We start from the raw sequence: 12,763 nt of genomic DNA, 5'->3' as shown, positions 1-12,763 counted from the left end.
GCCGGCCAGCCGGAAGAGGCCAGGCTGCCGGTTGCTGAAAACATCCTGGCCAGGGCCGCCACTGGCGCCGCCATGGCCGAGGTCGCGCCGGGCGAGACCGGGCCGGAACCCCAAGTGAAGGCGGAGACGGAAACCGCGCCGGCAACGGCAATGGAAGCGTCTGAAGCGATCGAACCCGAAACGGTATCCACGCCGGCTGACGAGGCCGTGGTCGCAGAGGATGTCGCGGCCGTCGCCGATGAGGCCGACGACGCCGAGCCGGTTGTCCGTGCGGACGATGTGCCGGTAGAGGACGCAGCCGCCCCTCCGCCGGCGGTGGTGGAAGACGCTCCTGTGGACGCCGCAGCGGAAGTCGAAGTCACGGAACCCGCTGCGGTCGAGGCCGAAGTCCTGCCGCAGGCGGAGGTCGTGGTGATCGAAGCCACGTCCGCTCCTGACGCCGCCGCGGCAGAGGACATGGGGACCCCGGACAAAGACGACCCTGCCGCGCCGCTCGCCGTGGTGGAAGCCGTCCCTGTGAATACCGCTACAGAAGTGAAAAGCACCGAGCCCGCCATCGTCGAGGTCGAAGCCCTGCCGCATGCAGAGGTCGTGGTGATCGCGCCCAAGCCAGTTGCTGAAGAGGCGGCGGCAGAGGACGAGGTTGCGGTCGCCACCCCGCCTGACGATGATAAGGTGGAGACGGAAGACAAGATCGAATCGCCCGGATTGGTGCCGCCTGTGGTGCCCGAGCCGAAGGGCTGACAAGGGCAGGGGGAAGCGATGATCTCGCAAAAGGCCAAATATGCGCTGAGGGCCCTCGTGGCCCTGGCGCGCGCCGGGCGCGGTCAGAGCCGCATGATCGGCGAAATTTCGCAGGATCAGGCCATCCCGAAGAAATTCCTCGAGCAGATCCTCCTGGAACTCAAGCGCGCGGGCATCGTCAACTCCCGCCGCGGCCGCATGGGCGGCTATGAATTGCTGCGGGCGCCCGAAGAGATCACCTATGGCGAAGTGCTGCGGCTGATCGACGGGCCGCTGGCGCCGCTGCCCTGCCTTTCCAAGATCGCCTATCGCAAATGCAATGACTGCCAGGACGAGGCGAGCTGCGAAATCCGCCACGTCTTCGAGCGGGTAACGCTGGCTACCCGCGCGGTGTTGGACAAGACGACGCTGGCGGATTCGCTCAATCTGGAAGAGCTGGCGGTTTAGGGCTCTGGAAGTAGCGACCCCCACCTAGCTGTCGAAGCTATGAAGGTTGTTCATTCGGAGAAGGACTGAGAAGCTGGGGTTGCGAAACCAATCCATCTGTCTCGGAGCTCCCCGAATGAACGTGCACAAGAATGCGCGCCTGACGCCCTCAGGTCGAGTGCTTTTGGTCAACCGTATGCAAGCAGGCTGGCCAGCCAAACGTGCCGCCGAGGCCGCCGGTGTGTCGTCTCGAACGGCGCATCGCTGGCTGGCGCGGTATCGTTCTGGCGACCGGCAGTTGCGTGACCGCAGCTCGGCTCCCCGTTATTGTCCGCATCGCCTGGCTCAGGAGCATGTTGCCGCGATCGCACAGCTGCGCCACCAGCGTCAAACCGGTCCAATGATCGCCCAGGCCCTGGGGCTGGCCCGCTCAACGGTGGGGCTGGTTCTGCGTCGGCTTGGACTGAACCGCCTGGACCGGCTGGACCCCAAGCCAGTGGCCGTCCGCTACGAACGCGAGCGTCCCGGCGAGTTGGTGCATATTGATATCAAGACCCTGGGACGCTTCAAACGCACGGGGCACCGCATCACGGGCGCGCGGATCGAGCACAACAGGGGGCGAGGCATTGGCTGGGAACATCTGCATGTGGCAATCGATGATGCGAGCCGGCTGGCCTATACCGAGGTGCTGCCCAGCCTGGGCAAGGAGGACGCCACCGCCTTTCTCAACCGGGCTGTGCGCTGGTTCGAGCGGCTCGGCGTGACCGTCGAGCGCATCATGACCGACAATGGCTCGGCCTATAGCTCAAAGCTCTTTGCCAACGCCATCCAGGCTGCCGGCATCCGCCATATCCGCACCCGACCCTACCGTCCCCAAACCAATGGCAAGGCCGAGCGCTTCATCCAGACTTCTCTGAGGGAGTGGGCCTATGCACAGCCATACGAGACCTCAGAACATCGCAAACAGGCCATCGGCCCTTGGACCGACGACTACAATCTGAACAGACCTCACTCCGCCATCGGCGGAAAAACTCCGTTCCAAAGACTGAACAACCTACTTGGAAACGACACCTAGCCTCCCCCTGCAGAAGGGGGAGGGACGCACCGGGTTTGCCGCTATGGCAGGTACTTTCCACGAAGTCATTCCGGCCTGGGCCGGGATGACACTTGGGAGGGGAAGTCCCTGTGGCACAAAACCCCGCATTCATCGTCACCACCCGACTTGATCTTGTGGTCCATGGATTGCCCGATCAAGTCGGGCAATGACGAAGGGGCACGAATGCGGTGAAGCCCGCGGGCGTCTTTCTCGGGAAAGAGGACTACCCAAACACCACGGTCTTCTTGCCGTTGAGCATGACCCGGCTTTCGAGGTGCAGTTTCACCGCACGCGCCAGCACGCGGCTTTCGATGTCGCGGCCGGCGGCGACGAGGTCGTCCGGGCTCATGGCATGGGTGACGCGCGCCGTTTCCTGTTCGATGATCGGGCCTTCGTCGAGGTCCGGCGTCACGTAATGGGCGGTGGCGCCGATGATCTTGACGCCGCGCTCATGGGCCTGGTGATAGGGTTTTGCGCCCTTGAAGCTGGGCAGGAACGAGTGGTGGATGTTGATGACCTGGCCGAAAAGGCGGGTGGAGAGGTTGTCGCTCAGCACCTGCATGTAGCGGGCCAGCACGACGAGATCGGCGCCCGAGGATTTGACGATCTCCAGCACCTGGGCCTCCTGCGCGGCCTTGGTATCCTTGCTGACCGGCAGATAGTGGAAGGGGATCCCAGCATCCTCGGCGATTCTGCGCGCGTCCTCGTGATTGGAGACGACGGCGGCGACCTCGGCATCGAGCCAGCCGACGCGGATCTGGTAGAGCAGGTGCAGCAATGTGTGGTCGAATTTACTGACCATGATGACGACGCGCTTCTTGCGGCTTTCATCGGCCAGGGCGGTCTTCATGTCGAAGCGTTCGATCGGCGCCTTCAGCGCCTTCTCGATGGTCTCGCGGCTGACGCCCTCGGGTGCGGTAAAGGCCAGGCGCATGAAGAAACGACCGGTTTCGCGATCCCAGAACTGGTTGCTCTCGGCAATATTGGCCTTGAGTGCCGCGAGTTCCGTGGTCACGGCGGCCACGATGCCGGGGCGGTCGGTGCAGGACAGGGTCAGTACGAAATTGGCCGAGGACAATTCTGCCTCCAGAGGAATGTGGTGGGCAGCGGTATCAATGGCTTATCGTGCGCCGTCAAGTCACCGGGCGCGTTTGGGTAAAGGCGGGGGCCAACCGAAAAGGCCGCGGTCGGGAGCGGCCAACGGAAAAGGGCCGCCCCTGGGGACGGCCCTTCCCGAGCTTATCGGCCTCGAGGGCCGGGAGGCGCGTGCTTATCCGAGATCACTCCCAGTCAACACGCGAAAACCCAGACCTTCCTCGAGAGCCAAAACCTCATAAGACACTGGACCACCTCCTTTGCTTTGGTTGAACATGGGTGGACCTTGCGCCTGTTCGATGGACCTGTCTAGTCACGGAACGGTCACAAGTCTTGTGAGGCCTTCGATCCATCAGCCCTGTTGCCAAGGCGCTTCATCGGGCTTGACGCACGACCATTCGCAACCGGCACAGTCAGCATGTTGCAGCCTCGGGTCGAGCCCGAGGGCGGAGCGGTGGTGGTGGCAAGGCTGAGCGCTCCTCCCCCTTCTTCAGGGGGAGGTTGGGAGGGGGTGCCTCAGCCCTTTGCCTTCTTCGGCACCGAGCGCAATTGCAAAATCGTCGCCCCGAGGACGCCGAGGGCCACCATGCCGATGATGATGGTGGCGAGCGCGTTGACGTCGGGCGAGACGCCGAGGCGGACCTTTGAAAAGATCACCATGGGCAGGGTCGACGAACCGGGGCCCGAGACGAAGCTGGCAATGACCAGATCGTCGAGCGAGAGGGTAAAGCCCAGCAGCCACCCCGAGACCAGGGCCGGGGCAATGATGGGCAGGGTGATGTCGAAGAAGGTGCGCACCGGCGAGGCGCCCAGATCCATGGCCGCTTCCTCGAGGCTGCGGTCGAAGTCACTGAGGCGGGACTGCACCACGACGCAGACATAGGCGGTGCAGAAGGTGGCATGGGCAATGACGATGGTGACCATGCCGCGGCCCTGCGGCCAGCCCAGAAGGCCCTCCATGGCCACGAAGAGCAGCAGCAGCGACAGGCCGGTGATGACGTCGGGCATGACCAGCGGCGCCGAGACCATGCCCGAGAACAGGGTACGGCCGCGGAAGCGGCGGAAGCGCACCAGGGCGATGGCGGCCAGCGTGCCCAGCACCAGCGCGATGGAGGCAGCGAGCGCGGCAATCTGCAGGCTCAGCCAGGCGGCGCCGAGCAGTTGCGGGTCGCTGAACAGGGCGCCATACCACTTGGTCGAAAAGCCCGACCAGACGGTGACGAGGCTCGACTCGTTGAACGAGAAGATGACCAGCGAGACGATGGGCGCATAGAGGAATGCGAAGCCCAAAGATGCGGCGATGGGAAGGAACCAGCCTCTGCGCATCCTACTTCTCCACCACCGCGCCCTGGGCGCGTTGCAACAGCATGATCGGCACCACGACCACGACCAGCATGGCCACCGCGACAGCGGCGGCGCGCGGCCAGTTGGTGGCGGCAAAGAACTCGTCCCAGAGCACGCGGCCGATCATCAGGGTTTCAGGCCCGCCCAGGAGCGAGGGAATGACGAATTCGCCGATGGCCGGAATGAAGACCAGCATGGAGCCGGCAACGATGCCCGGCAGCGACAGCGGCAGGGTGACGAAAAGGAAGGTGTGGATGGGTCGCGCGCCCAGATCCGCCGAGGCCTCGAACAGCGAGGTGTCGAGTTTGACCAGCGTCGTATAGAGCGGCAGGATCATGAAGGGCAGGTAGGTGTAGACAATGCCCACATAGACCGCGAAATCGGTCTGCATCATCACGATGGGCGGAATGCCGAACAGCCCGAGGAACTGGTTGATGACGCCATTGCCGCGCATGAAGCCGGTCAGCGCATAGACGCGCAGCAGGAAGGACGTGAAGAAGGGCAGTACGACCAGCATCAGGAAAATGTTGCGCCAGCGATCGGGGGCGCGGGCAATGGCATAGGCCATGGGGTAGCCGATGAGCAGGGCCAGGACCGTCGAAATGGCGGCGATGCGGATCGAAGAGAGATAGGCCGCGACATAGAGATTGTCGGTGAAGAGGCGAATGTAGTTGTTGAGGTGCAGGGTGAGCTGCACCGTGCCGTCTTCAGTGGTCAGCAGCGGCGAATAGGGCGGGCGGCCGAACTGCTTGGTGGTCAGCGAGATGCCAAAGACCACGGCCAGGGGAATGAGGAAGAAGACAAGCAGCCACAGGAGCGGCGCCGCCAGCACCAGCATGCGGCCGGTAATGCCGACCTTGGCAAGGCCCCGCTCCACCGCATTCCACGGTTTCAGGCGCCGCGGCGGCGGAATGGTGGGGTCATGGGTGGCGGTCATGCGAATGATCCCCCAAGGCTAGCGGCAGACGCGATGCGCTCCTTCTCCCTGGGGGGAGAGGGTTGGGGTGAGGGGGCCTTCGGGCAGGTGCGGAGCAAGCGTAAGGCTCCCTCACCCGGCGCTGTGCGCCGACCTCTCCCCCAGAGGGAGAGGTGGCCTTCGGCCATGTTCGCGATCATGCTCATGACGTCAGCACCGAGCCGGCATGGTCGTCCCAGGAGACGTAGACCTTTTCCTCCCAGGTGATGGCGTCGGGGTTGCCGCGCACCGAATTGGTCTGGCTCAGGCGCAGGCGCTTGCCGCTTTCGAGCGCCACCTGATAGACCGAAATGTCGCCCAGATAGGCGATTTCCTCGACCACGCCCGATGTGACATTGGCGCCGAAATGGCCTTCGGGTTTTTCGCGGCTCAGCACCATCTTTTCGGGGCGGATGGCCCACCACAGGATCTGGTCGGGCGCACAGTCGACGCCGTGGCCGACATAGATGTCGCAGCCGAGCTCGGCCGAGCGGATGCGGACGTGATCGGGCTCGTCCTCGGTGACGATGCCTTCCACCATGTTCACCGAGCCGATGAAGCCGGCCACGAAGCGCGAATTGGGGAATTCGTAGATATCGGTGGGTTCGCCGATCATGGCGATTTCGCCCTGGTTCATCACCCCGATGCGCGTGGCCAGCGTCATCGCCTCTTCCTGGTCGTGGGTAACGACGATGAAGGTGACGCCGAGGCTTTCCTGGATTTTCACCAGCTCGAACTGGGTTTCCTCGCGCAGTTTTTTATCCAGCGCGCCCAGGGGCTCATCGAGAAGGAGGAGTTTGGGGCGCTTGGCGAGGGCGCGCGCGAGGGCGACGCGCTGGCGCTGGCCGCCGGAAAGCTGGTGCGGCTTGCGCTTGCCATAATCCTGGAGCTTGACCAGGGCCAGGAGCTCGGCGACGCGCGCCGTTATCTCTGCCTTGGGCAGGCCATCGCGTTTCAGACCATAGGCAATATTCTGCTCGACAGACATATGCGGGAACAGCGCATAGGACTGGAACATCATGTTGACCGGCCGGGCATAGGGCGGCACTTCGGTCATGTCCTGACCGTCGATCTCGATCGTGCCGGATGTGGGCGTCTCGAAGCCTGCCAGCATGCGCAGCAAAGTCGACTTGCCCGAACCTGATCCACCCAGAAGACAGAACAGCTCCGAGCGGTAGATGTCGAGCGACACGTCGTTGACCGCCAGCACGTCGCCAAACTTCTTGGAGACGTTGCGGATGCGCACGAAGGGCTTGTTATTGGCAGTGTCGCGCCAGGGGCGGGTGTCTATCGCAAGCTGCGGTTTCTTGGCCATGACGCTCTATAAATTCAACCCTGACGGCCACCTGCCGTCATCTTCAGTGCTGGGACGGGACGGCGCGCCAGGCGCCGCCCCGCAAGGGTGGTCTTACTGACCGGTCTTGATGCGAGTCCAGGTGCGGGTCAGGACTTCTTCGAATTCGGGCGAATGCGCCTTCATCACGAAGGCCTTGGCGATGGTCTCGGCCGGCGGGTAGATGCCCGGATTGGACTTGACGTCCTCATCGACGAATTCGAGCGCAGGCAGGTTGGGATTGGCGTAGAACACGTAGTTGGTGATCTCGGCAACCACTTCCGGACGCAGGATGTAGTCGATGAACTTGTGGGCATTTTCCGGATGCGGGGCATCGGCGGGAATGGCCAGGAAGTCGAACAGGGTCGCGGCGCCTTCCTCGGGGATCAGGTAGGTCACTTCATTGCCCTGACCGGCCGCGGCAGCGGCGTCGGCGGCGATGAAGATGTCGCCCGAATAGCCCAGGGCCAGGCAGATTTCGCCATTGCCCAGGTCGTCGATATACTGGCTCGAGTGGAAGTAGCGGATCGAGGGCTTGACCGAGTTCAGCAATTCCTCGGCCTTGGCCAGGTCTTCTTCGCTCTCGGAATTGGGGTCGAGGCCGAGATAGTGCAGGGCAATGCCCACGACTTCGGAGGGGCTGTCGAGCACGGCGACGCCGCAGCCGGCAAGCTTGGAAACGACATCCGGGTTGAACAGCAGGTCCCAGCTTTCGAGGTTCGCATCGGCGCCCAGTGCCTCGGTCACCTTGGCCACGTTATAGCCCAGGCCAATGGTGTTGATCATATAGGGCACGCCATGGGCATTGTCCGGATCCTGGCTGGCGGCTGTCGCCATCACGGCCGGATCGAGATTGCCCAGATTGGTGAGTTTGGACTTGTCGAGCGGCAGGATCAGGCCGGCCTGGATCTGGCGCTCGAGGAAATTGCCCGAGGGGACGACGATGTCGTAGCCCGAATTGCCTGCAAGCAGCTTGGCGTCGACGATTTCGTTATTGTCGTAGACGTCGTAATTGACCTTGATGCCGGTCTCCGCCTCGAAATTGGCGACGGTGTCTTCGGCAATGTAGTCCGACCAGTTGTAGATGTTGAGGACCGGCTCCTCCTGCGCAAAGGCAGGGCTCGCGGCCATCAGGGCGCCAAGAGCAATGGCAAGCGATTTTTTCATTTCTCTAGTCTCCTCGGGGGACCATTGTGGAGGCGATTGGCGTCCCGAATGGACGGCCGGTTGGACGCGACGGGCGCGCTTTTCCGCGGAAAGAGCCGCGGCTCAGCCCCGGGCTCTCATCTTCGAGAACCCGGAAAGGGTGACAGCAATGATTTTGGGTACGCCATGAGGGGACGCCCGAAGGCGCCGGAAAAAGTCGCTGCGATCAGCCCTGATCCGGGCGCGTATCGAGGCGCAAACCACGCGCCGTCAATGCTGGACCTGTTCAGCGAAGTGCCCTTTCCCTTCCATGCTGGAGGCAAATTATCGACAAACCCCAGGTCCGACAAGGCTCTGGACCCCAAGTTTTTGTGGGACTTGACCCCGTTCCGGCCGGGGCGCACAAGCACGGCCAAACCTGTCGCCCATGGGTGGCAAAAGCAGTGTCTGGAGTAAGAGAAAAATGAGCGCAAAGGCGTATCTCTCGGTCGCAAGCGAAGTGAAGGCGGCCCTCGCCGCCGGCAAGCCGGTGGTGGCGCTGGAATCCACGATCATCACCCATGGCATGCCCTATCCGCAGAACCTTGCCATGGCGCGGGACGTCGAGGATGTGGTGCGCGCCCATGGCGCGGTGCCCGCCACCATCGCCATCATGGATGGCCGCCTCTGCGTCGGCGTCTCCGGCGAAGACCTCGAACGACTGGCCGAGGAAGGCCATGCCGCCGCCAAGGCCAGCCGCCGTGACATGGCGAGCCTGCTCGCCAGCGGCGTCATGGCCGGAACGACCGTGGCGACGACCATGCAGATCGCTGATCTTGCCGGCATCCGCATCTTTGCCACGGGCGGCATTGGCGGCGTGCATCGCGGCGCCGAGGACAGCTTTGATATTTCGGCCGATCTTGAGGAACTGGGCCGCACGCCGGTGGCGGTGGTCTGCGCCGGGGCCAAGTCGATCCTCGACATCGCCAAGACATTGGAAGTGCTCGAGACCAATGGCGTGCCGGTGCTGGGTTTCGGTACCGAGGATTTCCCGGCCTTCTGGGCCCGCACCAGCGGTTTCAAGGTCGACCAGCGCTATGATACGCCGGCCGACGTGGCAAAAATGCTGGCCATCCAGGCCGACCTCCATATGGGCGGCGTGCTGATCGCCAATCCGATCCCCGAGGCCGACGCCTGGGAAGCGTCCGCCATCGAGGGCTTCATCGCCCAGGCGCTTGCCGATGCCGAGGCCAGGGGCATCAAGGGCAAGGCGACGACGCCGTTCCTCCTGCAGCGCATTTTCGAATTGACCGGCGGCAAGTCGCTGGAAAGCAATATTGCGCTGGTCAAGAACAACGCCAGGGTGGCGGCGCAGATCGCCGTGGCCCTGGCCGCACAGCTGGCTGCCCGCGCCGCATGAGCCAACGGGTCCTCGTCGTCGGCGACGTCATGACCGACATTATCGTCCGACCCGAGGGCCCGATCGTTCCGGGCTCCGACAGGCGGGCCGAAATCCGCAACCGCCCCGGCGGCTCGGGCGCCAACCAGGCCGTCTGGCTGGGGGCAGCCGGGGCCGATGTGCTGTTTGCGGCGCGCGTCGGGGCGAGCGATCGCCCGATGTATGAGAACTATTTCCGTGGCCTCAATGTCGTGCCGGTTCTGGCGGGAGATGCCAGCCTGCCTTCGGGCGTGCTGGTGACCATTCTCGACCCCGGGGGCGAGCGCAGCTTTCTCACCGATCGTGGCGCCAATCTCAATCTCACCTTTGACGACCTGCCGGAAGACCTGCTTGAGGGCGTGGGCCTCGTTCTCGTCTCGGGCTACAGTTTTTTCGCCTCGGGTCCGCGCCTTGCCGTGCAGGACCTGCTGCGGGCGGCGCGTCGCCGGGGTGTGCCCATCGCCATCGATCCGGCCTCGGTCGGGTTTCTCTATGAAGTGGGCCCCAAGGTGTTTCTCGACTGGGTCGGTCCGGCCGACTGGCTTTTCGCCAATGAAAGCGAGGCCGAGTTTTTGACCCAGGAGGCCGATTTCGACGCCCAGATGCGCCAGCTCGGCGAGCAGTTCACCCATGTGGTGATCAAGCGCGGCCAATTCGGCGCCGTGCTGGGTGGCCGGGATGGCGTCGTCCATTCCAAGGCTGCGCCGCTGGTCAAGGTCGTGGATACGACCGGGGCCGGTGATGCCTTTGCCGCCGGCTTTGTGGCGGCATTGCTGCGCGGCGAGAGCCACGCGGGGTGCCTCCTCGCCGGCATTGCCGGCGGGGCCAAGGCGGTGCAGGTCGTGGGCGGCCAGCCGCAATAGGACTGCGGTAGTGACGGCTTTCGACTCCTACGTCATTGCCGGGCTTGTCCCGGCAATTCATTCTTGCCCGGCATCGCGTGGACCACCCGGACAAGCCGGGTGGTGACGATGAACAATGTCATCTGTGCAAACGCAGCGAGCGCTCGCTCCCTCAGTGATCCTCGTGCGCGTCGGCGACGCCAAGGCGCCAGTAGCCGGCGGCCTTGACCCATTCATTGCTGAAGCCGCGCTCGTCGACCAGGAGGTCGCGCACGGCGCGGGCATTGGTCACTTCGCCGGCAATATAGGCATAGGCATCGCCCCGGGGCAGGGCGGCGGCGGCAACCGCGTCGCGCAGCAGGGTCGTGGTGCCGGCGGCCGCGCCATTGCGGTGCGCATAGATCAGGGTCAGGTCGGCGCGGGTCTCGAAGATCTGCTCTTCGGCCTTGTCAGCCACCTCGATGACGGCGACGACCTTGGCTCCCGCGGGAAGTTCCTCGATGCGGCGGCCGATGGCGGGCAGGGCGGTTTCGTCACCCGCCAGCAGGTACCAGTCAAAGGCTGCCGGCACGACCTGGGAACCGCGCGGTCCGCCGATGACGAGGGTCGAGCCGACCCTGGCCGCGGCCGCCCAACTCGCGGCCGGGCCATCGCCGTGCAGCACGAAGTCGAGGTCGATCCAGCCTTCTTCGACACTCCAGTAGCGCGGGGTATAGTCGCGCATTTCCGGACGCGTGCCGGGCTTGAACTCGGCGCCATTGGGGCCGATGGGCGGCAGCTCGGGCGTCACACCTTCAGGAAAGAAGAAGGCCTTGATGTGGTCGGCATGACCGAGCGAGGCAAAGCCCGCCATATCGCCTTCGAGCCGCACGCGTCGCATCAGCGGGGTGATGTCGGTGATCGCAGCGACCATGAGCAAGCGCAGCCTGGTGTCGTGGCGCACGCGCTGAATGGCGCGGGGATTGGCGTGTGTATCGGTCATTGAAATAATCCTGAACAGTTTGATCAGGATTTACCCGCTGCGGCGGGCATAGGCAAGCCGGGGGCTTGACCGGACCGCCAGCAGGCCTATCTCAGGCGCAGTTGTTTCAAGGAGTCTGGTCATGAAAAGCGCGGTCTACACACAGTTCGGCTCGCCCGAAAAGGTGCTTGCGAGTGAGGACCGGCCCAGGCCCGAGCCCGGTCCCGGACAGGTTCTGGTCAGGATGGTGCTCTCGCCGGTGCACAATCATGACCTGATGACCATTGCCGGCCAGTATGGCTTCAAGCCCGACCTCCCCGCCGTGCCGGGCACCGAGGCGGTCGGCGTGGTCGAGGCGCTCGGCGACGGCGTTTCTCATTTGCAGACAGGCCAGCGCGTGGCCGGCGGCGCCAACGCCACCTGGGCTGAATTCTATCTGGCTGACGCCAACCGGCTGGTGCCGGTGCCCGACAGCGTCAGCGACGAAACCGCCTGCCAGCTGGTGTCGATGCCACTCAGCGCCAAGATGCTGCTCGATACGCTGGACGTGAAGCCGGGCGACTGGATCGTGCAGAACGCCGCCAATGGCGCGGTGGGCAAGCTGATGGCCCAATATGGCGCCGAGCGCGGCATCAAGGTGCTGGGTCTGGTCCGCCGCAAGGAGGCCGTCGATGCGCTCAAGGCGCTGGGGATCGCAAACGTGGTCGCGACCGACGAGGACGGTTGGGTCGAGAAGGCCAAGGCCCTGACCGGCGGCGCGCCGGTGACAAGGGCGATCGACTCGCTGGGTGGCGACGGTCCGGCCCAGGTGCTGGCCGTGGCCTCGGACGGCGCCCAGCTTATCAGTTTTGGCGCCATGACGCAGCGGCCGCTCAAGATTTCCGCCGGCGACCTGCTGTTCCGCGGCATCACCGTCAAGGGTTTTTGGGGCGCCAAGCCGCCAGTAAAGCCCGAGCGGATCGGCGAACTGCTGGGCGAACTGGTCCGCGATGCGGCCCAGGGCAAGCTGGTGATGGACATCGAGAAGGCCTATCCGATCGAGCAGGTCGCCGAAGCCGCCCGCGCCAGCGGTGAACCGGGGCGCAAGGGCAAGGTGGCGATCCGGGGGAGCTGAGCGCTTCAGCATTTGAATGGGTGGGAGCACCCCCCTCACCCGTCTCGGGCTCCGCCCGATCCACCCTCTCCCCGAGGGGGAGAGGAATAAGAGGCGAGCAGCGAACCCATTCTTCTCCCCCTCGGGGAGAAGGTGGCGCGCAGCGCCGGATGAGGGGATTTATCCAGGAAACCCGAACTTGGGCGGTGGCACCAGGGAATTTGCTCCCCGCCTCAAGTCTCTCCACCGGAGAGATTTGCCTTTCAGGACGGTTGCCCGCCATTCGCGCGTAGCGCTCATGGCCTTCTCAC

At 64.3% G+C, this 12,763-nt stretch carries 11 protein-coding genes; 5 read left to right on the top strand and 6 right to left on the bottom strand.

Annotation, left to right across the window (positions count from 1 at the left end; all coding sequences use genetic code 11):
• Positions 1 to 762: 762 nt before the first annotated feature.
• Positions 763 to 1,191: an RrF2 family transcriptional regulator gene (locus MQW79_RS11795; RefSeq protein WP_476584672.1), complete on the top strand. Its 429-nt coding sequence runs from the start codon at positions 763 to 765 to the stop codon at positions 1,189 to 1,191.
• Positions 1,192 to 1,306: 115 nt separating this feature from the next.
• Positions 1,307 to 2,245: an IS481 family transposase gene (locus MQW79_RS11790; RefSeq protein ID WP_476584485.1), complete on the top strand. Its 939-nt coding sequence runs from the start codon at positions 1,307 to 1,309 to the stop codon at positions 2,243 to 2,245.
• Between the two features lie 244 nt (positions 2,246 to 2,489).
• Here the strand turns inward: MQW79_RS11790 and purU are convergent, their stop codons facing one another.
• The 5 genes from purU to MQW79_RS11765 form a co-directional block, all read right to left on the bottom strand.
• Positions 2,490 to 3,344, bottom strand: coding sequence for a formyltetrahydrofolate deformylase (gene purU, locus MQW79_RS11785; protein WP_476584671.1), 855 nt, complete (start codon positions 3,342 to 3,344; stop codon positions 2,490 to 2,492).
• A 533-nt stretch (positions 3,345 to 3,877) separates the two neighbouring features.
• A complete protein-coding gene (locus tag MQW79_RS11780) occupies positions 3,878 to 4,687 on the bottom strand; it encodes an ABC transporter permease subunit (protein ID WP_476584670.1) in 810 nt (269 codons plus the stop codon).
• Position 4,688: 1 nt separating this feature from the next.
• A complete protein-coding gene (locus MQW79_RS11775) occupies positions 4,689 to 5,642 on the bottom strand; it encodes an ABC transporter permease subunit (RefSeq protein WP_476584669.1) in 954 nt (317 codons plus the stop codon).
• 181 nt (positions 5,643 to 5,823) lie between these two features.
• Positions 5,824 to 6,975 carry an ABC transporter ATP-binding protein gene (locus tag MQW79_RS11770; RefSeq protein WP_476584668.1) on the bottom strand — a complete coding sequence of 384 codons (1,152 nt, stop codon included), beginning with the start codon at positions 6,973 to 6,975 and terminating at the stop codon, positions 5,824 to 5,826.
• Positions 6,976 to 7,068: 93 nt separating this feature from the next.
• Complete coding sequence (locus MQW79_RS11765; protein ID WP_476584667.1) at positions 7,069 to 8,160, bottom strand: polyamine ABC transporter substrate-binding protein; 1,092 nt, start codon at positions 8,158 to 8,160, stop codon at positions 7,069 to 7,071.
• A 442-nt stretch (positions 8,161 to 8,602) separates the two neighbouring features.
• On the opposite strand from MQW79_RS11765, the gene MQW79_RS11760 reads away from it, so the two are divergent.
• Positions 8,603 to 9,538, top strand: a complete 936-nt coding sequence (locus MQW79_RS11760; protein ID WP_476584666.1) for a pseudouridine-5'-phosphate glycosidase — start codon at positions 8,603 to 8,605, stop codon at positions 9,536 to 9,538.
• Entirely contained in the window at positions 9,535 to 10,419 is an 885-nt protein-coding gene (locus tag MQW79_RS11755; protein WP_476584665.1) for a carbohydrate kinase family protein, read from the top strand. Before MQW79_RS11760 ends, MQW79_RS11755 begins: the two co-directional genes overlap by 4 nt.
• A 151-nt stretch (positions 10,420 to 10,570) precedes the next feature.
• Here MQW79_RS11755 and MQW79_RS11750 read toward each other — a convergent pair whose 3' ends face one another.
• A complete protein-coding gene (locus MQW79_RS11750; RefSeq protein WP_476584664.1) occupies positions 10,571 to 11,380 on the bottom strand; it encodes a siderophore-interacting protein in 810 nt (269 codons plus the stop codon).
• A gap of 121 nt (positions 11,381 to 11,501) precedes the next feature.
• Here MQW79_RS11750 and MQW79_RS11745 point away from each other — a divergent pair, with 121 nt between their 5' ends.
• Complete coding sequence (locus MQW79_RS11745) at positions 11,502 to 12,473, top strand: zinc-binding dehydrogenase (RefSeq protein WP_476584663.1); 972 nt, start codon at positions 11,502 to 11,504, stop codon at positions 12,471 to 12,473.
• Positions 12,474 to 12,763: the final 290 nt, after the last annotated feature.

It is taken from the genome of Devosia sp. Micro-HW1, assembly GCF_056341075.1.
Note: the sequence above shows the minus strand (reverse complement) of the source record. Positions and strands in the feature narration are given on the sequence as shown.